The following is a 25161-nucleotide window of genomic DNA, read 5'->3' on the forward strand; positions in this document are numbered from 1 at the left end:
TAATAGCAGCAGTAATGTTCTTTGCAAAAGCGTCTCCCCTGAAGCGCACCCGCGTGAGCGTGCGGGTGCAACAGCAACCGGCATCGCGCCGGCACCGCTCCCGCCTTTGATTGATGCCTGCTTTGCCAGTAGTGGGGTAGGTTGGCCGCAAGGAAGCAGTAGACAGTAGTGTCGTAGGTAGTAAAGCCAGCCTGATTCATCGAAGTGCAAGCACAAAGCCGACCAACTGGTCGGCTTTGTTTTTGGGTAAAAATGCTTTTGATTCAGCTGTTTATCCGCAGCCTGGCAGGGTCGGCCAACTGGTCGGCTTGGTTTTGCCTGCCGTTTGCCGGTGCGATCGGGCTACTTGTACCGACCTATTAAAGCCGTAAACAGGCCCCCTTGCTCCACCTGGCTCTCAACACCATGGATACAACTCGTATTCTGGCTAAAGTCGTAAACAAGCCAGCTTCACAGACCAAGTTCGCCCGCTAAGCGTCAATTAAAGTCGAAAACACAAGGCACGGCCCTTTCCTGCCGACAGGAAGGCATCAGCTTGATTTGATTGATGCTTTGCATGATGCCTGCGATCTACCACTCATGCAGCTTGATCGGCAGCAGGTCGGCCAAAGCGGTCTGCCACCCTATCTGCCAGAGGTTCTGCTCAGGGTTACTTACCAGTCACTTCCCTGCCAACTATACGCATACTGCTTGGTACCGCAGGCGACCCGTGCGTGAGAAGTTATAGGCATTGCAGAGGCCTAATCATGCTTGACGTTTAATGGTCGCCCGGTTTCGGGTCCAGTCCCTTGGCGGCGGCCAACTGGGTTATCAGCGCTTCGGACGGCTGCTCTGGCGGCACATTGGCCTTGAAGTCTTCGAGAAGCAGCAGGCAGTACCGGGACTTAGTCATGCTTGACGTTTAATGGTCGCCCGGTTTTCTGGTCCAGTCCCTTGGCTGCGGCCAACTGGGTGATCAGCGCTTCGGACGGCTGCTCTGGTGGCACATTGGCCTTGAAGTCTTCCAGCCACTTCAGCTTGCCATCCCACGGTGGCAGCTTTGCCGGCGGCAGCGGTACGATGTCGTCCAGCTCCGGCACCGTAGGGTGGGCGTAGGAGTAATCGCTCAACACACTCATGATCAGGAGATAACGGCGCTGACGTTCCGGGTCCTGCCGCAGCCCCAGATCATTCCACTGTCTGTTTGCGTCTGTGATCGGGCCAAAACCGTCGCTTAGATTTAGTGCTGCGGTGGAGTCCCCCCACTTGGAGGCTAAATGAAGAACCTGGACTGCTTCAGTAAATTTTTTTTCAAAACGTAGCTGAGTCCCATATTCCAAGGCGGCTTTTGCATGCCCCTGTTCTGCCGCACATTTTTTCATCTGGTTACCAATCGCAAATGGCACCGGATGTATCACCGTCAGGCTGGTCAGCTTGTCGCCCACCAGGTACTGCGCTTCCGGGTTGCCCAGATCGGCAGCCTTGCGGTAGTAGCGATTGGCCAGTTCCTCGTCCTGCTTTACTCCGTAGCCAGCTTTCAGGTAACGGCCCATGTCGTAATAGCCGCCGGGAATGCCGCGATCGATCAGCTCCTGGGTCAGGTCCAGCGTTTCCTTGACCGGGTCGTTGCTCCACGCGGTGCCGCGGCCAATCATGTCGCGCAGCGCCAGGTTGGCCTTGTAGTGGCCGTAGGAGGTGGCAATGCGGTAGTAGCGTTCCATCTGCGGGTAGCGCAACGGTTCCTCCTTTTCCACCTGGTTCTTGTGCAGCCAGCGCGCGTAGCGATACAGCTGCTCGGCCTGCGGGTTAAGCGGTGGCAGGTGGTCTTTTTCGTAGGCACAAGTAAAGGCCAGTTTTTCTTCGACGTGTTTCAAGTCAGGCACGGTACGCTCCTTGGCGCCACAGGCGGCCAGGCACAGAGTGAGAATCAGGGCAAGCAGGCGGGAATTAGTCACTGTAGCTCCGGGCAGGGTCGGTCCGCAGGAATTCGCGTAGAGGTGCAACAGGCGGTAGCGAGTTAGTAAGACAGGCTTTATTGTCATTCAAAATATTCCGCCACTTCTCAAATGCCATCTTTGCATCCAACTCCTTATCCATCCGCGCCGGATTGGCCCCCTCACGATGCTGGGTATGCCGGCCCCACAGTGTCTGGCGCAGCGGCAGGGTAATTTCCGGCCGGTCTAGTGCGACATTCAGCTCGCTATCCACCTGCATGCTGCGGGTGTTGATGTTGGCCGACCCCAGGGTGAGGAAGGCATCGTTGACCAGCATCAGCTTGGCGTGGATGTAAACTTCGGCCCAGGCGCCGGGCGGGGAGTCCATTGCCACCAGCGTGCAGATGTGGGTCTTGAGCCCGGGTTGTTCGACTGCGGTGATGGGGGTGTCCGGCTTCTGCGCCGCTTCGTAGGCTTTTTCTGCTTGCTGGCGTCTGGCGGTGGCCTCTTCCAGCGCTTGCCGGCTCTTCTCCCGCAACTTGGCGGGACTCAGAATGGTGGTGGCATGGATGATGGCGGCCTCCCGTTCGGCCTGTTTGGCTTGCCCCAGTCGGGCCTCCAGGTCGTCTGCCCGCGCATCGCGGGCAATGCCCGGAATGGTGTCTGCCCGGCCCAGGCTATCCAGCATGCGGTAGGTGTTGTCCGTGCCCTTGCCCACGCCGGCATCGCTGCTATTGGTCACCACAAACAGGTAGACGGGAAACGGTCGACCACCCTCCTTTTGCGCCTTGGCCACTTCCTTGATCTTTTCCGCCAAGGGCGGCCAGCGGAAATACTGGTTCTCGATGTAGATGTAGGAGGTAATGTTGTTGACGGCCTGCAGGTACAGCTTCTTGATGTCCTGTTTCTGGTATTCCGGTTGCGTGCGCAGCAGCTGCACCATCGCGGCCTTGTTGGCCTTGCCATCTGTTCGTGGTTGGTAGGACGTAAAACCACAGGCAGGCAGTGGCAGATCTTCCTTGGTCTCATCACGCCAGGCACGGCGGAAGTTATGGAACATGTCGCCAACCATCGGGCCGGTCAGCAAGCTGGAGAAGTCCTCACGTGGGCCGACAGTGCCGTTTCGCCCCAGGTTGGGGGCTTTGCGCTTGGCGCTATGTTTGTTGGTATCCCAGTATTCGTCCAGCATGTTGTGGCCCATGACAAAGCCGACATGGCCCGCCGGGTCGTCATAGTCCACCAACACCATTTTCTGGTGGTGGCTGGGGCCTGCGGCCAACGTGGCTTTGGTCGTTGTGGCCAATCCTTTGTCTGTGTAGTCCTGGTTCAGGATCTGGCTGCGCGTGCGCGGACCAAAGCCACGGCTGCGGAAGTGCAAATTCTTACTGGGTATCTCGGGGTGTAACTGGTCACGGGTGGACTTCTCCGCCGAGCCGGCGGCAGGCTGATCCTCGTCAAAGTGCGCGTACCACTGTTTGTCGTAGCCGTATTGGGCATCGGTTTCGAAGTCCGGCCTATCCTTGACACCCACGCTCCAGCGTCCGGGGGTTTGCGATTCTTCCACCGTCGCGCCGGTGGAGTTGACATAGAGGTTGCCTGGCTTGGACGCGAAGCTCAGTACGCGCACCTGTACCCCCTGTTTTGCCTTGTACTCCAGTAGTTTGCCGATCTGCGCCGGTACTGCTTCGGCAATCTCGGCATACTTCACCTTGTCTGCGCCTTTTCGGACAAAGTACATGGAGGGCTGGAATCCCCAGCAGATGATGCAGACATTTTTTTTGGCTTTGGCAATAGCCAAGTGAACGGCGGCAAACGCATCCTCGCCATTGACCAGCACCTGGAAACTGGCGGGATGCGGATAGTATTCGCTTTTCTGCAGGAACCATGGCAGGGTCAGATGAGCCTTCATGCGATCCTGTGTAGAAACCGGGGAGACAATCGCTTTATCACTCATGATGGTGTTCCAGTGCCGGCTCCAGTAAACAGATTGTTGTAACGTGCTCGCGCATGATCGTCCGTCTCTACTCGGCCGTCTGCGGGTGCACCTCCCACATCCACTTTATGGAAGCCGGTATTGGCCAATTGCCCTTTTTCAGGGTCATGCATTTCACTGGCAACCGGGACATCGAATTTGATGCCATTAGCCAGCCGTACGGTGTACTTTTGTGTGGTTATCGCATGGTCGACATGTAGCGTCCCTGACTCGTCAATGATGCCCTTTGCCACCTCGCCACCATCGGCCAGCAAGGTGTAAGGCATGCCGGTCCAGCTATGGCTGCTACCTTTGGGTGCTTGATCCAGATGCAGCACCAACGGTACTTTGGGAATGCTTTGCGGGAAGGCCGGATGTGTCACGGCCATCTTGTCCGGCCCGCTCAACGCATGCTCCGCCCCCTTCACGCTCACCGTGGCGGGGCAGTGGATGTCGATATTGCCGCCGGACAGCTTGATGTAGCCGCCGCCGCTGGTGAGCAGAATGTCCTGTTTGGCGCTGATCACCACCTTGCCTTTGCAGGAGGTGATGGTGAGGTCCTTATCCGCCGTCAGCTCCATCGCATCGCTCTGCGCCTGCATTTGTACCTTGCCCTTGGCGGCGATCAGCTTGAGGCTCACCGCATCCTTTACCCCGGCCACGAACAGGCTGATGTGCTGACCGACGTTATGCAGCCAGCGCCGGCCGCTGGTCTGGTTGTGGTCACGCTGCGCCACCTGGTCGATATTGCTGCCTGCGGCCAACGTCAGGGCGTTGTCAGTCGTCGCGGCGAGGCCGGCCGGGGCGCTGAGGATCAGCAGCGGCTGCTGGCCGGCTTGTTCCTTTGCGCTCTTGCCGTCCTTATCAGTGTTGCTGCCGGCTTCCCAGGCCTTGAGGGCGGCGGCGTGGTGCTGCAGGTGGCCGTCGGTTTTCTTCGCCCCTTTGGCGTTGTCCGGCTTGACTTCCTCCGGCCCGGTTTCTAGGGTGTCGGCCAGTTGCGCCGTGGCGGTGTCGGCGAGGGATTGCGCCAGGCTGAGCGCGGCGTCGAGTTGCTGCTGGGCGCCGTCGCGCGCCAGTTGTTTGCCGCCGGCGCCGGCTTGCGCTTCGGTGCTGAGCAGCAGGCCGTGCGCGGCGCGGATCGCGCCGTGGCGGTCGGTGCGCAGCTCGAAGCCGTCGCCGCGCGATTGCGCTTTGCCATCACTACGCGGGTGGGTGAGGTAGCCTTGGTTGAGCTGGGTCGTGCCGTGTTCGGAGGACAACTTGGCCCGCACCTCGCCCGGGCTGTCATCGAACAGCAGCTCGTTGTACTGGCCGCCGTGGTGTTCCTTGGATTTGATGCCGGACAGCGTTTTGTTGCCCGGCAGGTTGCCGGCGCTACTGAACGCCGGTGGTGGGTGGCTGCCGTTGTACAGCACGCCGGTGATCACCGGCCGGTCGATATCGCCTTCGATGAAGTCGACCAGCACTTCCTGGCCGATGCGCGGGATGAACTGGTGGCCCCAGGCGGCGCCGGCACTGGGCATGGCGACGCGCAGCCAGCAGCTGGAACGGTCATCGAGGTTGGCGCCAATCTCCGGATGCTCGTCCGGGCGCTGCCAGTGGAACTGCACCTTGATGCGACCGTGGGCGTCGGTGTGCACTTCTTCATTGGCGGGGCCGACCACGGTGGGGGTCTGTGCGCCGCGGGCAGTGGGTTTGGCGTGGGCGCTGTCGGCGTAGGGCGGGGTGAGCGGCAGGCCGCGGCGCTGGGCGTCGAACTCGCTGCGGAACGGCGCGTCCTCGCCATCGCCGCTTGCGGCCAACGTTGGCCGCAAGGCGGTGGGTAGGCTGCGCGCCAGTTCGGCCGGCAGGTTGTTGCGTACGGTCAGCGTCTGGCGGGTGAGCACGAATTCGCGCTGCTCGGCACCATCACCGTCGTGTGCCGGGTGGCCATCGAGGCGGAACCACTGTCCGGCGCCGAGGCCGCGCACCGCGCCGCTGCCGCTGAAAGTCTTGGCCTGCGCATCGTGCGCCTGCTGCCGCAGCCGCGCGTAGTGACTGAGTTGCTCGGCATCGCTGGCGTAGTAGGCGCCGGGGGCGTCGTAATGGCTGAGGCTACTCTGCAAACGGCTGCCATCCAGGCCCTGATCCAGCGCCGATTCGTCGCCGCTGTGGCCGGTGGCCACCGGCTGGTAGTCGAACGTCGCCAGCGCCACGCTGCCGGGCACGATCTGCCGGGCGCTATCCCAGCGAGTCAAACCATCTTCTTCTTCCGTCGCATCGCTGCGGTGGAAGCGCACACGTTCGAGGTTGGCCGCCGGCAGCGAATACGGGTCGTCGAAGGCCACCAGCTTGACCTGCGGCGTGTCGCCGTCCAGATGCTCGTAGCGCCAGCTCAAGCCCTCTTCGCGCAGCAGGCGGTAGATGAAGTCGTGATCGGATTCGCGGTACTGCAGGCAGTAGCTGCGTGCCGGCAGCGCACCGGCCAACACGAACTCCAGCGCCTGGCCGGCGGCGAACACCGGGTTGGCCGCAGCGTGTTCGGCAAAGATCTGCCGCACGATGGCCTCCACCGACAAGTCCTGGAACACCCGCGAGGTCTGGCGCAGGCGCAGCAGCGCGAACGGCGGTTCGACGGTCAGCGCGTACCTGGCAAAGCCGCCATCGCTGCCCAGCGCCTCGGCGCTGCTGACCACGCCGCAGCGCAGCGTTTCGCTGCCGTCGGCACCGGCAATGCCCAAGCGCACCGGCAGGCCCAGCAGCGTCTTCAGTTCGATGCCGTCGTCCGGCGACAGACACTCGACGCGGAAGCGGTAGTCACCGGCCAACGCCTCCTCGCCGCTGAGTGTCAGCGGCAGCAGCGCCTGGCCCCAGCGCTGACCGTCGCCCAGCTGCAGGGTGAGCAGGCGCTGGTCCTGGTTGAAGGCGGACGCGAAGCTGGCGAGCAGGTCGGGGAGGTTCATGGCAACGGCGCAGTGGGGTAAATCGCGGAATTATGCCAAAGAGTTATCCATTTGTCCTTCGTGGTTGGAACAAAAACCTGAAGTATTCGTAATGAATCGCCCCTTGTTCATTAGATACATTTATGGCCGCTTCCAAATGGAAAGCGGCCATTTTTCATCTCATGCCCGGCCGTCCGCTTTGACCGAGGACTTGTCAATGAGCATTCCGACAGTACAGTTTCTGTACTTTGTTAACTGTTATTCAAGCTGCTCGGGTGCGAAGGCCTGCAACGGGTCGAGAGTGAGTATTCTTAAGCCAGAAAGCCGACCTTCGGCTTCAGTGCAGGTGCCTGCCCCAGCTCATACAAACGCGTCGTAAGAAGCTCGGGCCAAACCTATGCTAGACAAGGGTTTGATGCTGTTTACGACTTTAATAGGCAGGGCACTACTGGCTGGTTGCCGCCTGGTAAGGCTGGATGGCATCCAGCAGCGGCGGCAGGCCATTGCTGATGCGCACCAGTGCCATGTTGGCGCCGGCCATATCGCCGCTCTTGCCGGCGCGTTCCAGTTGTTGGCAGGCATTGACCAGTGCCGGCGCGGCAATGGATAGCGCCGAGCCGCGCAGGCTGTGCGCGGCGATGGTAGCGCGTGCCAGCTCGCCCTGTTGCAGCGCTTCGCGGACTTCCGCCAGCAGCTTGGGCGCGTCCTCGGCAAACGCCTGCAGCAGGCTGGGAACGAACACCAGGTCACCATCGCAGTTGCGCAGCAGCTGGTCGTAGTCGAACACCGCCTCGCCGCCGCTGCCGGCTGCCACGGGGGGCGCCGGCAGCCGGCCGCCCTGCACGCGGGCGATTTCCTCCAGCACCTTGGCTGCGCTGATCGGTTTGCTGATATAGCCGTCCATGCCGGCTTCCAGGCAGCGTTCGCGGTCGCCGTTCATTACATTGGCGGTCATGGCGACGATGGGCACGTGGCCGCCGCCCAGCGCTTCCTGCTCGCGGATATGGCGGGTGGCCTCCAGCCCGTCCATCACCGGCATCTGCATGTCCATCAGTACCAGGTCGAAATGCTGTGCGGCCAACATCTGCACGGCTTCCAGCCCGTTGATCGCCACCGTGACCTGGTAGCCGTGGCGCTCCAGCAGGGTGACGCCCAGTTTCTGGTTGGTGGGGTTGTCCTCCACCAGCAGCACGTGGTGGATGCTGGGCGGCATGCTGACCGTGTCCTGGGTGAGCAGCGGCAGGCTGTCATCGCTGACGCTGCGGCCCAGCAGCTGGCGCATCAGCTGCAGCAGGTATTCCTGGCGTATCGGCTTGGTGAGGTAGCCGCGGATGCCCAGTTCCTGGCAGCGGCGGGTATCGCCGCGCTCGTGCGAGGAAGTCAGCATGATTACCGTGGCGGAGCGGCGGCTGAGCTGCAGGTGTTCGGCAACGTCGAAACCGGACATGCCGGGCATGTGTGCATCCAGCAGCAGCAGCGGGTAGTCGCTGTGCTCCAGCGCCTGCAGGGCGGCAAAGCCGTCTTCCACCAGGGTTGGCCGCATGCCCCAGCCGTGCAGCAGCGAATTCAGCCAGCTGCGGTTGGTGGCGTTGTCGTCGGCCACCAGCACCGCGAGGCCGGACAGGTCGGTGGTGGCCGCCAGCGCCGGCGGCGGGTTGTCGGTAAAGCGTACCGGCAGGGTGAAGTAGAACACGCTGCCCTTGCTGGTGCTGCTCTGCACCCACAGCTTGCCGCCCAGCAGCTCCACCAGCTGGCGGGTGATGGCCAGCCCCAGCCCGGTGCCGCCGTAGCGGCGGGTGGTGGAGCTGTCGGCCTGCGAGAAGGGGGCAAAGATCATCTGCTGCTTGTCGGCGGCAATGCCGATGCCGGTGTCGCGTATCGCGAACTGCAGGATGGCGCCTTCCGTGGTGGCGGACAGCTGCGTGACGCTGATCTCGACCTCTCCGCGCTCGGTGAACTTTACCGCGTTGCCCACCAGGTTGTTGAGGATCTGCCGCAGCCGCGACGGGTCCGATACCAGGTGGTCGGGCAGGTCGGAGTCGACACGGTTGACCAGCTCCAGCCCCTTGGCGCCGGCGCTCAGCGCGAACGGGTGCAGGGTGTGTGCCAGCAGGTTGTGCAGCGAGAACGGCAGGTGCTCCATCTCCAGCTTGCCGGCCTCGATCTTGGAGAAATCCAGGATGTCGTTGATGATCACCAGCAGCGATTCGGCCGACGATTTGACCATGTCCAGGTAGTGGCGCTGCTCGGTGTCCAGCCGGGTGTCCAGCGCCAGGTCGGTCATGCCGATGATGCCGTTCATCGGCGTGCGGATTTCGTGGCTCATATTGGCCAGGAACACGCTCTTGGCGCGGCTGGCGTCCTCGGCCTCCACCCGCGCGCGCTCCAGCTTTTCGCTCAGTTGCTCGGCCTCACGGCGGCGGCGGTCGCTGGCGGCCAGGTTGCGGTAGGCAAGAAAGGCAATCGCCGCGGTAATCACGATCAGCAGCGTGGCCAGTGCCGCCACCAGGGTGTTGAGCCCCTGCAGCGCCTGGTTGCTCTCCCGTGTTACCTGGTTGAGGCGGGTGTTGGCGCCCAGCGTCAGCTCGCGCACCGGGTCGGTGACCTGTTCCAGCGCGGCGCTGAAGTCGCGCGCGCCGGCCTGGTCGAAGCCGCCGTTATGTGCGGCCAACCCTGCATCGACATGGCTGATCATGGCTTTGAGCGCATTCAGCTGTTTGACGTGCCATTGCGGGTCGTGAAAGTAGGGGGCGAAGCGGTATTCCGACAGTACCGTGATGCGCGATACCAGAATCTCGTAGCGCAGCTGCAGCTCGTCCAGGTCTGAGGTGGCGCCGGTGGCGGCGGCCAGGCGCGCGGCGCCCAGCGCACGGTGGTAGTCGATGCCGAGCTGGGTGTAGACCCAGACCACATTGTCCTCGCCCAGCACGGTAACGCGCTGCATCACGGTGCGCTGCTTGTAATACAGGCCGCCCACCGTCAGCAGGGCCACGGCCATCAGCAAGGCCAGCCACCACAACTGTTTTCTGGAACTGCTCAGCATCAATGGTGCCGCCCGTTATTCGACGCGAATGCGGTTGACCTGCCAGACGCAGCGGGAATAGATGTCCTTGGTCTGCAGCTCGGGGTGCTTGTCGAACGGATACATCACGAATAGCGGCCCCTTGTCGCGCACGTTCAGCACCTTGCCGTTCACTTTGCGCGCCAGGATCACGTCGTATTTGTTGAGGTCGCTGAGCGGGATTTCGGCGGCGTAGTCGTTCAGCGCCACCACGTACAGCCTCTTGCCGCTGGCGCCGGCGGCCTTGAGCACGTCACGGAACAGCGGGCCTTCGAAAGTCTGCGCCGTCTTGTACCACGGGGTGGCCACCGTCATCTTCACCTGCGGCAGGGCGTCGATCATCTGGCTGTCGAACTGTGTGTCGCTACCGGTATTTTTGGCCACCAGGCCGGACAGGGTAAGGATGGGGCGGCCCTGCGGCTTGTCCAGTGCCTGCACGCTGGCAGCGGCGGTAAACAGGATGGCAAGCAGCGATGCCTTCAGCAGTGTGTTCATGCGGATCTCCCGAGAATTCAAGTTCCATTTACGACAATTGTAATCGATGTCATCGGGATTGCTGCAGCATATCGTGCCTTCAGTGCTTGCTGCCCAGTGCCTGCGACAGATGCTCCAGCAGCGCGCTGAGCTTGGGCGGCAGGAAACGGCTGCGCGGATAGGCTGCCCAGATGCCGTCCTGCAGCGTGTAGGCATCCAGCACCGGCACCAGCCGGCCGCTGGCCAGATAGGGCGCCACGTAGTAATCCGGCAGCTGCACCAGGCCCAGGCCATGCAGCGCGGCGTCCAGCAAGGCGCCGCCGCTGTTGCAGCGCAGCCTGCCGCTTACCCGCACTTCGCGCAGTTTTGCGCCGTCGTTGAAGCGCCAGAAATCGATGGTGCCCACCAGGCACTGGTGCTGCGCCAGCTCCGCCAGCGTGTGCGGGCTGCCGTGGCGCGCCAGGTAGTCCGGCGCGGCGCAGACATGGTGCTGGCGCTGGCCCAGCTGGCGCAGCAGCAGCGACGATTCATCCATCGGCCCCAGGCGGATGCCCAGGTCGTAACCCTGCGCCACCAGGTCGATCTTGCGGTTGTCCAGGTTCAGCTCCGCGCTCACCTGCGGGTGCAGTTGCAAAAAGCGGCTGAGCAGCGGGGCGATGACGGTTTCACCGTAGTAGGTGGGAGCGGTGATACGCAGATGTCCTGACGGGGTGCCCAGCACCTGCGACAGCGCCTGCTCCGCCTGTTGCAGGCCGTCCAGCAGCGGGCGGCAGTGCTGGTAATACAGCTGGCCGGCCTCGGTCACGCTTACCCGCCGCGTGGTGCGGTACAGCAGGCGGGTGGCCAGCCTGGCTTCCAGCGCACCCACCTGGCGGCTGACCTGCGCCACCGACAGCCCCAGCCGCTGGGCGGCCTCGGTGAAACTTTGCGCTTCCACCACGGTGACGAATTCCACAACGCCTTGCCACTGCATGATTGTTACCTATTGGCAAAAATATGTTTCCATTTAACCGGATTATTTCTGCATTGCCTATTCCTACAATGACGTGGTCCGTGGCCCGGCACTTGCCGTTGGCCGCATTCATGCTTTGCCATTGAGAGGAGTACGTGATGCAGACCATCAAGACCCGTGCCGCCGTAGCCTGGGGCCCAAACCAGCCGCTGACCATCGAGGAAGTGGACCTGATGCCGCCGCAGAAGGGCGAGGTGCTGGTGCGCATCGTGGCCAGCGGCGTATGCCACACCGACGCCTATACCTTGTCCGGCAAGGATTCCGAAGGCGTGTTCCCGTGCATCCTGGGCCATGAGGGCGCCGGCATTGTGGAAGCGGTGGGCGAGGGCGTGACCAGCGTGGCGGTGGGCGACCACGTGATTCCGCTGTACACCCCGGAATGCGGCGAGTGCAAGTTCTGCAAGTCCGGCAAGACCAACCTGTGCCAGGCGATCCGCGCCACCCAGGGCAAGGGCCTGATGCCGGACGGCACCACCCGTTTCTCCAAGGACGGTCAGCCGATCTACCACTACATGGGCTGCTCCACCTTCTCCGAATACACCGTGCTGCCGGAAATCTCGCTGGCCAAGATCAGCAAGGAAGCGCCGCTGGAAGAAGTCTGCCTGCTGGGTTGTGGCGTCACCACCGGCATGGGCGCGGTGATGAACACCGCCAAGGTGAAGGCTGGCGATACCGTGGCCATCTTCGGCCTGGGCGGCATCGGCCTGTCGGCGGTGATCGGCGCGCGCATGGCCGGTGCCAGCCGCATCATCGGCATCGACATCAACACCGGCAAGTTCGAGCTGGCACGCAAGCTGGGTGCCACCGACCTGGTGAACCCGGCCGACTTCGACAAGCCTATCCAGGACGTGATCGTGGAAATGACCGACGGCGGCGTGGACTTCTCCTTCGAATGCATCGGCAACGTGAAAGTGATGCGCTCGGCACTGGAGTGCTGCCACAAGGGCTGGGGCGAGTCGGTGATCATTGGCGTGGCCGGTGCCGGCGAAGAAATCAGTACCCGTCCGTTCCAGCTGGTAACCGGCCGCGTGTGGCGCGGTTCGGCGTTTGGCGGCGTACGCGGCCGTTCCGAGCTGCCGGGTTACGTGGAGCGCTACATGAAGGGCGAGTTCCGTCTCGACGACTTCATCACCCACACCATGCCGCTGGACGACATCAACACTGCCTTCGACCTGATGCACGAGGGCAAGTCGATTCGCAGCGTGGTGCACTTTGACAAGTGAGGCCGGCATGAGCGCAACGCTAGAGCTGCTGTCCAGCCAGCGCGCCTTCGGCGGCTGGCACAAGCGCTACCGCCACCAGTCGGCCAGCACCGGCACGGCGATGACCTTTGCCATCTACCTGCCGCCGCAGACGGCGCAGGGCGAGCGGGTGCCGGTGCTGTACTGGCTGTCCGGGCTGACCTGCAACGACGAGAACTTCGCCACCAAGGCCGGCGCGCAGCGCGTGGCCGCCGAGCTGGGGCTGGCACTGGTAATGCCGGACACCAGCCCGCGCGGCGAAGGCGTGGCCGATGCCGAGCGCTACGACCTGGGGCAGGGCGCCGGCTTCTATGTCAACGCCACCCAGGCGCCATGGGCCGCGCACTACCGCATGTACGACTACGTGGTGGACGAGCTGCCGGCGCTGGTGGAAGCGAGCTTTCCGGTAAGCGGCCAGCGGGCGATCAGCGGTCATTCCATGGGCGGCCATGGCGCGCTGATGGTGGCGCTGCGCAACCCGGGGCGCTATGCCTCGGTGTCGGCGTTCTCGCCTATCGTCAACCCGGCTTCGGTGCCGTGGGGGCAGCTGGCGTTCAGCAGCTACCTGGGCGAGGACCGTGCGGCATGGGCGGCCTACGACAGCTGCCAGCTGCTGGCTGAAGCGCAGCCGCTGCCCACGCTGGTGGACCAGGGCGAACAGGACAGCTTCAAGCCGGAGCAGCTGCAACCGGAGGCGCTACAGTTGGCCGCAAGCAAGCGCGACTGGCCGCTGACGCTGCGGCTGCAGCCGGGCTATGACCACAGCTATTACTTCGTGGCCAGCTTCATCGAGGACCATCTGCGTTTTCATGCGGCCAACCTGGCGGCTGCCGGCTGACCCTGATCGGTGCAATACAAGGCCGGCACGGGGATTTTCTTTATGGAATAAAAGCTCACATATTTTCGTGTGAGCTGGTATCCGTAAGCCTTCATGATCGGTTAACAGTAATATTCATGCCTCGGCTTCGGCCGAGGCATTTTTATGTGGGCCATCGCAGGGCATTTGATCGGGAGCTCCCTGGCCGGACCTCGGCCGAAGCGGCCGGCCACCCACCTGCCCTGAGTGTCCGGTTAGGGCCACATACCGGCCACTTTCTAAATGGTGGGTTTTCTGACTTGGAAAACACTCACTTTCTACCCACTCCGACTCTTCAAGGTAGCGTTGGCTCTCCGGCAGGTATGCGAGTGGAGCGGTCGCCTGGTGTGGCTGCTCTTGGGGAGCAGTTCTCCTTTGACGTGATAGATGCCGGAGCACAGCTTGATCCATACGATCGTGCCGTTTGGGGCTTGCTGCCGGGCTTGTGCTTCAGCGGAGTAGGAGATGGGCTAAGACGTGCTGAGCGAGCAAGTGCCCGCTAGGTTCCTATGGCTTGGCCGCAGCCTTATGCTCACCAAAGCGGCCCTGCACTGCGGCAAGCTGATCGACGCTGGTGGCCACTAGCCAAGCGTGCGCCTGCTCGACCTGCAAGCGGTTATGCTCCTTCAACGGCCCCAGAGCGGTTGCCGCCTGCCACACCACCGGTGCCGTCTTGCTGGTGCGACCCGAGGTGGCGCCGACCAACAGGCAGTAGGGCCCGAGCGGAAGCGTGACATACGGTGTAGAAGGGCTGACGCGCACACTCCAGTCTATAAACGGCGTCTCGCAGATCATCAACGGGTGGGGCAGACCGTACAGCACCGAATAGTCGTAGAGGTGTAGTTGCTCACGCCGCTCCACGTACAGTGTGCGGATATCCGTGATCACTGCGGCCCGGATTTCGTCATCGAACATCGGCTCTTCGGAATAGCGGGCAAAAGCCCGCCGTGCTTCGAGCTGATAAGCACTGAATAGACCCAACTCGATGCAATCGTGTACCGCGCGCAGTACCTCGGCAGCAGAACCTGCTTCCGTCGGTTTGCCCATCTGCGCCGCGTGCAAAAAGCGGGCAAGCCCGGCCTCTTGCACCATCGGTCCCTCGCCCGCTGGCGGCGACATCTCTCTGGCAAGCGGCACGTAGAAATAGTCTTCATTGGCGAAGCGCGATTTCTTGCCTTCGTCAAACTTGATCTCGCCATCCTGGCAGTCGAGATAACGCGTGCCTACGCGGCCGTGCTCCCATACCCAGTTTTTGAGGAAGGGGCGCAATGGATGCAGCTTGTCTTGGCCAGTCATAAAAAACCCGCCTTCAAAATGGCAATATAGCATGCAGGCCGGATGCAGCTTGGCGAGCCAAGGGCGGGTTTGGTTCATCGACCCGTGCGGGTAGCCCAGCATGTATCGGATTGGATACGGTCGTAAAAATGGCAGTTCAGCGGGAGCGCCAGTTCGTGTATGGGGCAGATAGCCGACGTTGGTAGGGGGAGTGAAAAATCGCATGACCGCTGTTGGCGACATCGATCAAAGTGTGCTCCCGGCCAGGAGTAGTCGGCCACCATCTTCATAGACAGCCATTCGAGCGGCTACTTCACTCCGAAACTTGCCCGATACCCAATGCAAACAATTCGGCCAAAGCTGCCTGTCAGCAGTGCAGTGAGCAATGGCGGGTTTGCACAGAACTTCCTCCCTGATAATGCATCGATTTCGGCATGGTATGGTGCAGTAGCTGGTTCAATAGGCGCTGTTTTTGGCATGAATATCCTGCGTTGGATAGGGTAAAAGTTTAGTGGCAGCAGTGCAAATGCAACTATTTCAAATTTCCATATTTTATTTTAAAATAATCAAAACAGGACGAGAAAGGGCTGATGTGCAATGAGGATATTTTTAGTAGCAGCCATCCGAATGGGAGTGTTTTTTGCGCTTTGGCCAGTTGCTTGGTATGTGTCTCGGGCTATTGAGCCAAAAAGATTTCGCCATTTATTGATGGGGTTGTGTATTCCGCTATTTGGATACTTGTTAAACAATTTTAGCTATGAAATGGATGTTTATCTGTGTGTAAAGGTGGGTTGGTTGTTTTGCAACGACAACCCGCCTACTCGGCCAGAATTAATCGCATGGCGAAACATGTATGGGGTGCCGCTTTTTGTGGGGTTTTCGTTTATTATTGCCAATAAATTTATGTTATATTTAATAAAGGCAAATCGGCGCCTGAGGCCTGCTCTGCGAGCGACCGGGCCATCCATGGTGAAATCATGGAAACGTCGACTTTGGTGGCTTTGAAAGGCGGTGGTAATGAATTTATTTGCGTTGAATTTAATGTCGTGCAAAGTGTTTGAACTGCTCATTATTTACTAGTTATTTTTACGGCTGCTTTTAACATGAAAGCAATGACCATTCCACCCGCAATAAAAAAGCCAGCGCAATGCTGGCTCAAGTCACGAACAACAGCGGAAACACTTACATCACGGCGATACACCAGGCTGGTCACCACCAATAGTAGAAACCACGGTCCATTTCCCGTTCTTGACTTGATAGACGGTTACCGCGCCATTTCGGATGTCGCCTTTGGCATCAAAGGCAATCTTGCCCGTGACACCGGTGTAGCTTGTCTTGCCAACTTCGGGCAGGTATTTCTTCGGGTCAGCGGAGCCTGCGCGCTTCATCGCGTCAACCAGGACACGCACGGCATCGTATTCATACGGGGCATAGACCTGAACCTCGGCGTTGAACCTGGCTTTGAACTTCTTATCGAACGCGGCAAAGCCTGGCATCTTGTCGCGCGACACGCCGCAGCTGGATGCGTACTGCCCTTCAGAGGCATCGCCTGCCAATTTGATGAACTCCGGCGACTGCCAGCCATCACCACCCATCAGCTTTGCCTTTAGCCCCAGACGCTTCATCTGTTTGGCCAGCGGGCCGGCCTGGGCATCCATGCCGCCATAGAACACTACATCAGGCTGCGTGGCCTTGATGGAAGTGAGAATGGCATTGAAATCAGTGGCGGTATTGGTGGTGAACTCGCGCTTTACTACGCTGGCGCCTTTACCTTTAACCGCCTTTTCAAACTCATCGGCCAGGCCTTGGCCATAAGCCGTACGGTCGTCGATGATGGCAACCTTCCTCGCCTTCAGGCCATCCACCGCAAACTGTCCCAGCGCCGTACCTTGCTGCACATCATTGGCGATTACCCGGAACGTGGTCTTGAAACCCTGCTTGGTGTAGTCGGCATTGGTAGCCGATGGCGAAATCTGCGGCAAACCTGCATCCGCATAAATCTTGGATGCCGGAATCGTGGTGCCGGAGTTCAAGTGGCCAACAACACCGACCACGCCGGCATCGACCAGGCGTTGCGCAACTTGCGTACCGATTTTCGGGTCGCCCTGGTCATCTTCGGAAACCAGTTCGAACGTCACCTTCTTGCCCGCTATTTCAATGCTTTCCGCATTCAGGTCATCAATCGCCAGCTTGGCACCATATTCGTTGTCCTTGCCCAGGTGGGCGATCGGCCCCGTCATCGGCGAGACCTGGCCGATCTTGACCACGGTGCTTGCGGCGGCGGGGGCCGCAGCAGACATGTCGGCAGCTTTATCACCCTCCGCAGCCGGTTTAGCGCTACAGGCAACCAGTGCCAATGCCACCGCGGTGCAGGCGCTCAGCTTTACAAAGTTTTCCATCACTTTCTCCTCAGTAGAGTGGCTGTTTTTTGTGCTGTTACGGATTACTTGCGGCAAAGCTCTCCCTGCTGCTGGCCTGGTGGATCAAGCAGTTCAAGGAGCAAAACGTGGGAATCAGGCGGGGCAGCGCCCGCCTGCAGATCAGGATGCGAGCTGTGCCGGCAGGCACTCGGCAGAAACCTTTTGCATGTGTTGCCACAGCGCAGCCACATGTTCACGCTCGGTAGGGAGCGCACCGACCGATATCCGCACCATCCAGCGGCCGTCCAGTGTTGCGGGAGTCACATATGCCTGGCCGGATTGGTTGAGTGCATCTGCCCAGGCCAGGGTGTGGCGGTCCAGTGCTTCGCCAGACAAACCCGCCGGCGCATGCCGCAGGCACACCGTCTGCAGGTTGACCGGGGCCAGTACCTGCCAATCCGGCGCATCGTGCACCTGCTGTTCCAGCCACTTGGCATTGGCCAGGTCGCGACGCAGGCGCTGCTGCAAGCCTTTAACACCCTCGGCGCGGATCAGGCACCACAGCTTGAGTGCACGGAAGCGGCGCCCAAGCGGAATACCCCAGTCGCGCAGGTTTTTTACTTCGCTGTCGACCTTGGATTGCAAATAGCTAGGGTTGGTACTCATCACCCGGATCAGGTGTTCCTGGTCGCGCACGTAGTAGAGCGAACAATCGAATGCGACCCCAAGCCACTTGTGTGCGTTCAGTACCAGCGAATCAGCCTTCTCGATGCCATCCCACATCCAGCGACACTCCGGCAGAATCATTGCCGAGCCGGCCATGGCCGAATCGACATGGAACCAGAGGCCATACTGTTCGGCGATATCGCCGATTGCCGCCAGCGGGTCTGTGGCCGTGGTGGTAGTGGTGCCGGTGGTGGCGACAACGGCACATGGCTGCAAGCCATTAGCCAGGTCGGCCTGGATGGCTTGCGCCAGGGCCGACGGAATCAGTGCAAAGTCGGCATCGGTATCAACGTAGCGGATATTGTCCTTGCCGAAGCCGGCCAGTAGTGCCGCCTTGTCCACCGAGCTGTGCGCATGGCGCGACACATAGATGATCAGCGGCTTGTCCAGTGCCTGCATGCCGCCTTTTACCAACGCGTAGTCGGAGGTGCGTTCGCGTGCGCAAATCAGTGCCAGCAAGGTGGAGGTGGAGGCGGTGTCCTGAATCACGCCGCTCCATTGAGCTGACAAACCCACCATCTGGCGTACCCAGTCGGTAGTGGTTTCTTCCAGTTCGGTCAATGCCGGGCTGGACTGCCACGACAGACCAAGCACCCCCAGGCCGGTGCTCAGGTAATCCCCCAGCACCGAGGAGAGCGTGCCGTTGGAAGGGAAGTAGCCGAAGAAGTTCGGATGCTGCCAGTGCGACAGCCCAGGCATGATCAGCTGGTCGACATCCTCGAACAGCGATTCGAAGGGCTCGGGCTGTTGCGGTGGCACCTTGGGCAAGGTCGCCTTGATCTGGCCAGGTTCAACCTGTGCCATCACCGGCAAGTTGGCCACATTGCTGCGATAGTCGGCAATGCGATCAATCAGTTGATGGCCGTAGCGACGAAACTCGTCTGGGGTCATTGCATGCACTCCTTGAATTGACACATCCGTCTAGATGCTGGGGCAAGTCTAGGGGGCATGTGTGCAAGTCAAGAACACCGGGCGCCGCATAGTAGGCATGCAAAAACCGGATAGTTAATTGCCGCTGTGGTAGTTGCTGACACCAAAGCGTGAGTCTTGCCATAGCTCATGCACCTGGTTGCGGAACCATTGGTGAGCCGGGTCGTGATGGGTGCGGGTATGCCACAGTACCCAGTAACGGTGCGTGTGGGTAATGAAGCCCAGCGGCCGCCAGGTGATGGGGTAAACCTGTGCCAGGCTCGCGGCGATATGCTCCGGCAGGGTGACCAGCAGCCTGCTATCGCTTACCACGCGCAAGGCAGCGGTATAAAACGGCACTTCCAGTTGCAGGGTACGCCGCTGCCGCCGCTGGCTCAGGTAGTGGTCGATGAAGCTGTCCTTGTCGCCACCACCGGAAATCCGTACATGCGGCCAGGCCAGATAATCGGCTTCACTCAGGCTGCGACAGGCACTCAGCGGATGCTGCGCTTGCATCACGCACACCGGGCGGTCCTCGCCAAGCAATTTGCCATGCAACTCGTCCGGCACATCGTCCAGCATGGTGGTGATCAGGTCGAGGCCACCACTGGCCAGCAGATCAAACTGTCTGGCTTGCCAGGTGTGGTAGCGGATGGAGGCATGCGGAGCGCTGCTCGCCAGCCGCTGCATCAGCAAGGGCAGCATGTGGTCGGCGATGTAATCGGATGCGGCCAACTCGAAGCGACGATCACAGCGCTCGGGAGAAAACGAGGCAGGGCTAAGCAGCGCCTCCATCTCGGCCAGCAGGTGCTTGAGCGGCCCGATCAGCGCCTCAGCCCGCGGCGTGAGCACATACTCACGGCCATGCCGCACCAGCAACGGGTCGTCAAAGTCCTGTCGCAGCTGTGCCAGTTGGCGACTCAACACCGGCTGGCTGCTGTTGAGGCGCAGGGCTGCGTGGCTGAGGTTGCGTGTTTCCAGCAGCACATCAAGGGTGTGTAGCAGGGCAAAGCTGAGGTTTGAAAGCTGCATGGTTGGCTCGGGTAGTGCTTTCAAGATTCAGAAACTTAACATGTAAACTTAATGCTGCATATGCTCGAACTGCCTGGCTGGCCCGCTCCAACTTGAGTGCACGATGGGATAGGTCCGCTGAATTGCTGGTAGCTGCCAACGTGGCACTGTGAACTTGTCTGCCAGTTGCACGCAGATCACCCCTGCCGGCTTTTTTGATAGCCACGGACGATGGTGGATATAGCTACTATCGATTTCACCCTGCCGGGTGTGGCGGCTAGGCTGAAATATATCCACAAGGAGAGTCGCCATGGATACCCTGCTAGATTGCCGGGTCTGCCTGGAAGAAATTCCGGCTGATACCAATAGCGAAACCGAAGAATACGTCAGCTATTTCTGTGGGCTCGACTGTTACCAGCAGTGGCACCAACTGGCGCCGCAGGTGGAGGAGCAGCAAGCAGCCTGAGCGACTGGGCTGCGTTCCTGGCGCGGGCATGCCCCGCGCCTTTTTTGTGCGCTGGCGGTGCGCTCAGCCGGCAGCGGGCAGAGCGCCCGGGTCGACGTGCAGCCGCCCCATGTCACGGATGCGGCTCAGGCTGGCGTGGGCGGCATGCCATGGTAGCGATTCGATCAGCACGGGCTGGCGGCGCAGCAGCTGCAGTACCATCACCAGGCAGCCTACTGCCTGCTGCGCATCGCGATGTTCGGCGTCGGTAAGCTGGTTCTGGCGGGCAGGGCGCTCCCGGCGCCGCTCGCTGTAACCGAGCGGTGGCTGGCTCAGGCTGCTGGCCGGCTGCTGGTGGTACAGGCGGCACGGTAGCGGCCACTGGTCCACGGGCGGCATCTCGCGCCCGGTGAGTTCGCCTATGGTCTGCTCCAGTTCTCGCGCCAGCAGGGCGGTTTCGTCCAGCAACACGTGCCCCGGCGTGCCGCCCAGCATGGTCTTTTCGCGCAGCACCATGCAGCGGCGCAGCACGAAGCGCAGCTTGCCGTCGGCCAGGTCGCGCACTTCCTGCTCGCTGCCTTGCCGCGCGCGCTCATGCATGACATCAAGCCAGCGCGCCCAGGCCAGGTATTCCTCGGCAAGATTGGGGGTGTTGGCGGCAGGGGTCTTGGGCGGGGTAGGCGAGGGCTTGTGGCGCGGGTTGGGCGACGGGGAGAGGGTACCGAAACCTTCCAGCAGCTTTCGGCGTATCGGTTGCATGGCAGATCTCCTGCTGACGTGCTGACCGTTATATCGGCACTACACACTATTCACTTTAGAGCCGCGCCATGTCTGCGTCGCGTATTGCTGGCGAAAGTCGGTGAAAATTGTCGCTTTCCGGTGTTTTCGATAGATATTGCCTGCCGGTACTGCTTGCGGCCAACGTTACCGGCGGCTCACTCATCAACCAGTCTGCCCAGCAGTGCGGACAGCTGGCCGATTTCCGCCTCGCTCAGCCGCTGGTGCAGCCACTGCGCGGTGTTTGCCACTGCCTCGGCCATTGCCGTCTCGATCAGGGCCTGGCCGCTGTCGGCAAGGCACACCGGCTTGCTGCGCAAATCGTGCTGCAGCTGGCGGCGGGTCACCATCCCGCGCGCCTCCAGCTGCAGCAGCACCTTGGTGAGGCCGCCGGAGGTGATCACCACTTCTTCCTGAATCCTCGACGGCGTCATCTGGTGCGGTGGCGGCGAGTTGCGCAGCGTGGCCAGCACGTCGAACTCCACCAGGCTGACGGCGAATTTCTCCAGCACAGGTGTCAGCGTGCCCAGCGAGGCGCCTTGCGCCCATTGCAGGCGCAGGAACAGCGGCACGGTCAGGGCATTCAGCGAGCTGTCCCACTGGTGGTGCTGCATACGGTCTTGCTGGGGCATGGCTTGTTTCTGGGTGATTTTGTTAACGGCGGCGGCAAGATGTTAATGGATATGTAGTTATCTTGCTAGAAAGATAATCGGCCGATAGGCTGCAGCCATCCGATTTCGTAAGGTGAACGACATGCGCAAGATTGCAGCCTGCTACTGGGGCGCCCTGGCCCTACTGACATTGCTGTGGCTGGCCGCCAACCCGGTGCTGCCCAGCGGCTTCTTTGCCTGGCGCAGTGCCCTGAGCCAGTACAGCGGTGTGCTGGGCATGGCAGTGATGAGCGTGGCCATGCTGCTGGCGATGCGGCCAACCTGGCTGGAAGGCCGGCTGGGCGGGCTGGACAAGATGTACCGGCTGCACAAGTGGCTGGGCATCGCCGCGCTGGTGGTATCCATTGCCCACTGGGCGGTGTCGCAGGGGCCGAAATGGCTGCGCGCGCTGGGCCTGCTCAGTGGCGGGCGGCCGCGGCGCCCACCGATGCCGGCGCTGGATGCCGACAGCCTGCAGCAGCTGTTCCAGCAGTGGCGCCACAGCGCCCAGGGCCTGGGCGAGTGGGCGTTCTATGCCGCCGCCGCCCTGCTGGTGCTGGCCCTGCTGCGGCGCGTGCCATACCGCTACTTTGCCAAATTGCACCGTCTGCTGCCGCTGGCCTACCTGGTTCTGGTGTTCCACTCGGCGGTGCTGCTCGATTTCGGCAACTGGGCCACGCCGTCCGGCTGGCTGCTGGCTGCGCTGATGGCGGGTGGCAGCGTCAGCGCCGTGCTGTCGCTGTGCCGCCGGCATATCGGTCAGCCCAGGGTGGGCGGCCACATTACCGCGCTGGACTACCAGCCCCTGCTGCAGGTGCTGGCGGTGGACGTGCAGCTGGACGGCCGCTGGCCCGGCCACCAGGCCGGCCAGTTCGCCTTCATCCGTTTCGATGCCGACGAAGGCGCGCATCCGTTCACCCTGGCGTCGGCCTGGCAGGGCGACGGCCGGGTGCGCATCCTGATCAAGGCACTGGGCGACTACACCCGGCAGTTGCCGCAGCGGCTGGCAGTGGGTGGCACGGTGCAGCTGGAGGGGCCGTATGGCCGCTTTACCTTCGATACCGCAACCGGCGGCGGCGAGCGGCGCCAGATCTGGGTTGCCGGCGGCATCGGCATTACCCCGTTCCTGGCGCGCATGCAGGCACTGGCCGCCGCGCCGGCAGCGCAGCGCATCGACTTCTTCCATGCCAGCAGCGCCGACGATGCGCTGATCCGCCAGCAGCTGCAGCAGGATGCATCCGCCGCCGGTGTGGCCTTGCACCTGCTGTGGCAACGCAGCGACGGCCGGCTGGATGCCGAGCGCCTGGCGCGCACGGTGCCGGACTGGCGCAATGCCGACATCTGGTTCTGCGGCCCGGCGGGCATGGGGCAGCAGCTGCGCGACGGCCTGCTGGCCATGGGCCTGCCGGCGGGCCGCTTCCACCAGGAGCTGTTCCAGATGCGTTAAACCGGGCCACCCTGCAGCCCATCACAAGGAATCCCCATGAAGCAACATCACTACCGCATTACCGTGGAACATCTCGCCCAGCCGGACGGCGGCGCCTCGCCACATGCCGCGCCGCTGGTATTCGAAGCTGGCAACCATGACGACATTATCGACATTGCGCAGCGCCTGGCCGGCCGCAGCGACCTGGCCGCCATCAACACCGATGCGCTGGCCGTTGGCCTGAAACTGTTCGGCGAGGTAATGCTGGAGCATCGTGACCATCCGCTGTTTTCCAGCTTGCGCCCGCACTTTGCTCAGTTCATGAAAACCCTCAAGCAGGGGCCGGCCGCGGCATGAGAAAAGCGCTTGCGGCCAACCATGGCCGCAAGCGCCGTTCTGGCTGCCGTCAAGTTACAGCCGGGTGATCACCGCATCCGCCGGCAGCCGCGACTTGGGCAGCCGGGCGTTGAAGTCGTCGTCGCTGCGCTGGCCCAGCGCCACCAGCACCGCGCTGGTCAGGCCCTTGTCACGCAGGCCCAGCACCTCGTCCATTACCTTCTGATCGAAGCCCTCTATCGGGCAGGCGTCGATGCCCATCGCCGCCGCGCCCAGCAGCAGGGTGCCCACCGCCAGGTAGACCTGCTTTTCCATCCAGTGCTGCGCGTCGCGCAGTTCGAAACGGTGCATGTTCACGAAATGGCTGCGGCCGCGATGCTGGCCGGCGCGCGCGGCGTCGTCGGCAAAGCGGCCGTCGCGCTCTTCCTGCGCCAGCAGCGCACGCAGGTGATTGTCGTCGATGCTGGCGCGGGTGCAGAACAGCACCACGTGCGAAGCATTGCGCAGCTTGGCTTCGTTGAAGGCGTAGCCGCCGGCGGTAGCCCTGGCCAGCGTGTCCTTGCCCTGTTCGCTGCCAGCGATAAAGAAATGCCAGGGCTGCGAGTTGGTGGACGAGGGCGCGAAGCGCAGCAGGGTTTCGATCTGCTGCACCTGTTCCGCGCTCAGTGTGTGCTGCGGGTTGAAGGCTTTGGTGGTGTAACGGCGGGTGGCGATGGCGGCGATGTCCATGCTGGCTCCTGGGTGATGGGTAAAGGCCGGCGGGGCCGGGGCATGCTGCTATGATGAGTAACAAACATATTTTGAAAAAGTGGCTGCCATTTGCATCACTATCAAAACGGATTTGAAAATGCGATCACTGCAGGAACTGGAAATCTTTGTGCGCACCGCCGAAACCGGCAGCCTGTCCGCCACCGCGCGGCTGCTGGACCTCACCCCGGCCGCCGCCAGCGCCGCGCTGAAGCGGCTGGAGGCCGAGCTGCACGTGCCGCTGTTCGTGCGCTCCACCCGCAGCCTGCGGCTGACAGCGCAGGGCGAGCTGTACCTGGCGCACTGCCGCCAGGCGCTGGAGCTGCTGGCCAGTGGCCGCGATGCACTGCAAAGCGGTGGCAGCCAGCTGCGTGGCACGCTGCAGCTGTCAATGCCGTCCGACCTGGGGCGCAATGTGCTGCTGCCGTGGCTGGCGGCATTCCAGGCGCAGCACCCGCAACTATCGCTGCGGATGCAGGTGTCCGACCGTCTGGCCGATGTGTACCGCGAGCCGGTGGACCTGGCGCTGCGCTACGGCGAGCTGCCGGACTCCAGCCTGGTGGCGCTGCCGCTGGTGCCGGACAACCGCCGCGTGCTGTGTGCCGCGCCGGCCTACCTGCAGCAATATGGCGCGCCGCAGCAGCCGGACGATCTGCGCCGGCACAACTGCCTGTGCTACATGCTGGGCGATGCCATACACGACAGCTGGCGCTTTTTCCGCCACGGCAGCGCGCAGTTGGTGGCGGTGCGCGGCAGGCAGCAGCTGGATGACGGCGACGTGGTGCGCCGGCTGGCAGTGGCCGGGTACGGTATCGCCTACAAATCGGCGCTGGACGTGGCCGACGACCTACGTGCCGGCCGGCTGCAGGCGCTGTGCACCGACTGGCAGGGCGACCCGGCGCCGCTCAACCTGATGTGCGCCGACCGCCGCCAGCTCAGCCCGGCGGTGCAGGCACTGCGCGCCTTCCTGGCCGAAAGGTTGGCCGCACACGCTCTGTGAGCGCCGCCATGCCGGCAGCACGCCCGGCTTGCTAGAATGCCGGCCATTG

General features: G+C 62.0%; 20 protein-coding genes. 6 read left to right on the forward strand and 14 right to left on the reverse strand.

Annotation, left to right across the window (positions count from 1 at the left end; genetic code table 11):
• Positions 1-757: 757 nt before the first annotated feature.
• The 7 genes from PSELUDRAFT_RS19855 to PSELUDRAFT_RS14885 all read right to left on the reverse strand — a co-directional run bounded on the left by PSELUDRAFT_RS19855 (position 758) and on the right by PSELUDRAFT_RS14885 (position 11314).
• Complete coding sequence (locus tag PSELUDRAFT_RS19855) at positions 758-892, reverse strand: DUF6396 domain-containing protein (RefSeq protein WP_231895230.1); 135 nt, start codon at positions 890-892, stop codon at positions 758-760.
• Entirely contained in the window at positions 885-1934 is a 1050-nt protein-coding gene (locus PSELUDRAFT_RS19675; protein WP_197693881.1) for a sel1 repeat family protein, read from the reverse strand. Before PSELUDRAFT_RS19675 ends, PSELUDRAFT_RS19855 begins: the two co-directional genes overlap by 8 nt.
• On the reverse strand, positions 1927-3867 hold the full coding sequence (locus PSELUDRAFT_RS14865) for a phosphatidylserine/phosphatidylglycerophosphate/cardiolipin synthase family protein (protein ID WP_157725146.1): 1941 nt from the start codon (positions 3865-3867) through the stop codon (positions 1927-1929). Before PSELUDRAFT_RS14865 ends, PSELUDRAFT_RS19675 begins: the two co-directional genes overlap by 8 nt.
• Entirely contained in the window at positions 3864-6827 is a 2964-nt protein-coding gene (locus PSELUDRAFT_RS14870; RefSeq protein WP_088967576.1) for a type VI secretion system Vgr family protein, read from the reverse strand. Before PSELUDRAFT_RS14870 ends, PSELUDRAFT_RS14865 begins: the two co-directional genes overlap by 4 nt.
• 424 nt (positions 6828-7251) lie before the next feature.
• A complete protein-coding gene (locus PSELUDRAFT_RS14875) occupies positions 7252-9849 on the reverse strand; it encodes a response regulator (protein ID WP_088967577.1) in 2598 nt (865 codons plus the stop codon).
• Between the two features lie 15 nt (positions 9850-9864).
• Positions 9865-10362: a molybdopterin-dependent oxidoreductase gene (locus PSELUDRAFT_RS14880; RefSeq protein ID WP_088967578.1), complete on the reverse strand. Its 498-nt coding sequence runs from the start codon at positions 10360-10362 to the stop codon at positions 9865-9867.
• Between the two features lie 79 nt (positions 10363-10441).
• The gene (locus tag PSELUDRAFT_RS14885) at positions 10442-11314 is read right to left on the reverse strand and encodes a LysR family transcriptional regulator (RefSeq protein WP_231895231.1); all 873 of its coding nucleotides are present in this window, start codon (positions 11312-11314) and stop codon (positions 10442-10444) included.
• A 137-nt stretch (positions 11315-11451) separates the two neighbouring features.
• Here PSELUDRAFT_RS14885 and PSELUDRAFT_RS14890 point away from each other — a divergent pair, with 137 nt between their 5' ends.
• A complete protein-coding gene (locus PSELUDRAFT_RS14890; protein ID WP_088967580.1) occupies positions 11452-12576 on the forward strand; it encodes an S-(hydroxymethyl)glutathione dehydrogenase/class III alcohol dehydrogenase in 1125 nt (374 codons plus the stop codon).
• A gap of 7 nt (positions 12577-12583) precedes the next feature.
• Positions 12584-13432 (forward strand): S-formylglutathione hydrolase, encoded by an 849-nt coding sequence (gene fghA / locus PSELUDRAFT_RS14895; RefSeq protein ID WP_088967581.1) that lies wholly within the window; start codon positions 12584-12586, stop codon positions 13430-13432.
• 525 nt (positions 13433-13957) lie between these two features.
• On the opposite strand, the gene PSELUDRAFT_RS14900 is transcribed toward fghA, so the two are convergent.
• From PSELUDRAFT_RS14900 to PSELUDRAFT_RS14915, 4 genes are all read right to left on the reverse strand, one after another.
• Positions 13958-14824: a hypothetical protein gene (locus PSELUDRAFT_RS14900; protein ID WP_197693882.1), complete on the reverse strand. Its 867-nt coding sequence runs from the start codon at positions 14822-14824 to the stop codon at positions 13958-13960.
• Between the two features lie 1088 nt (positions 14825-15912).
• The gene (locus tag PSELUDRAFT_RS14905; RefSeq protein ID WP_088967582.1) at positions 15913-17124 is read right to left on the reverse strand and encodes a branched-chain amino acid ABC transporter substrate-binding protein; all 1212 of its coding nucleotides are present in this window, start codon (positions 17122-17124) and stop codon (positions 15913-15915) included.
• Positions 17125-17265: 141 nt separating this feature from the next.
• Positions 17266-18702, reverse strand: coding sequence for a pyridoxal-dependent decarboxylase (locus tag PSELUDRAFT_RS14910; protein ID WP_088967583.1), 1437 nt, complete (start codon positions 18700-18702; stop codon positions 17266-17268).
• Positions 18703-18816: 114 nt separating this feature from the next.
• Positions 18817-19752 (reverse strand): LysR family transcriptional regulator, encoded by a 936-nt coding sequence (locus tag PSELUDRAFT_RS14915; RefSeq protein ID WP_088967584.1) that lies wholly within the window; start codon positions 19750-19752, stop codon positions 18817-18819.
• Between the two features lie 289 nt (positions 19753-20041).
• On the opposite strand from PSELUDRAFT_RS14915, the gene PSELUDRAFT_RS14920 reads away from it, so the two are divergent.
• Positions 20042-20197 (forward strand): DUF3330 domain-containing protein, encoded by a 156-nt coding sequence (locus PSELUDRAFT_RS14920; protein ID WP_088967585.1) that lies wholly within the window; start codon positions 20042-20044, stop codon positions 20195-20197.
• Positions 20198-20260: 63 nt separating this feature from the next.
• Here the strand turns inward: PSELUDRAFT_RS14920 and PSELUDRAFT_RS14925 are convergent, their stop codons facing one another.
• Together PSELUDRAFT_RS14925 and PSELUDRAFT_RS14930 are read right to left on the reverse strand one after the other, a co-directional pair.
• Entirely contained in the window at positions 20261-20935 is a 675-nt protein-coding gene (locus PSELUDRAFT_RS14925) for a hypothetical protein (RefSeq protein ID WP_088967586.1), read from the reverse strand.
• Between the two features lie 176 nt (positions 20936-21111).
• Positions 21112-21585, reverse strand: a complete 474-nt coding sequence (locus PSELUDRAFT_RS14930) for a MarR family winged helix-turn-helix transcriptional regulator (RefSeq protein ID WP_088967587.1) — start codon at positions 21583-21585, stop codon at positions 21112-21114.
• A 121-nt stretch (positions 21586-21706) separates the two neighbouring features.
• Between PSELUDRAFT_RS14930 and PSELUDRAFT_RS14935 the strand changes: the two genes are divergently transcribed.
• Entirely contained in the window at positions 21707-23050 is a 1344-nt protein-coding gene (locus tag PSELUDRAFT_RS14935; RefSeq protein ID WP_088967588.1) for a ferric reductase-like transmembrane domain-containing protein, read from the forward strand.
• Between the two features lie 36 nt (positions 23051-23086).
• Positions 23087-23386 carry a DUF3861 domain-containing protein gene (locus tag PSELUDRAFT_RS14940; RefSeq protein ID WP_088967589.1) on the forward strand — a complete coding sequence of 100 codons (300 nt, stop codon included), beginning with the start codon at positions 23087-23089 and terminating at the stop codon, positions 23384-23386.
• A 54-nt stretch (positions 23387-23440) separates the two neighbouring features.
• Here the strand turns inward: PSELUDRAFT_RS14940 and nfsB are convergent, their stop codons facing one another.
• Positions 23441-24094: an oxygen-insensitive NAD(P)H nitroreductase gene (gene nfsB / locus PSELUDRAFT_RS14945; RefSeq protein ID WP_088967590.1), complete on the reverse strand. Its 654-nt coding sequence runs from the start codon at positions 24092-24094 to the stop codon at positions 23441-23443.
• A gap of 118 nt (positions 24095-24212) precedes the next feature.
• Here nfsB and PSELUDRAFT_RS14950 point away from each other — a divergent pair, with 118 nt between their 5' ends.
• Positions 24213-25112: a LysR family transcriptional regulator gene (locus PSELUDRAFT_RS14950; RefSeq protein ID WP_179947550.1), complete on the forward strand. Its 900-nt coding sequence runs from the start codon at positions 24213-24215 to the stop codon at positions 25110-25112.
• Positions 25113-25161: the final 49 nt, after the last annotated feature.

Source organism: Vogesella sp. LIG4, from assembly GCF_900090205.1.
Taxonomy (GTDB): Bacteria; Pseudomonadota; Gammaproteobacteria; order Burkholderiales; family Chromobacteriaceae; genus Vogesella.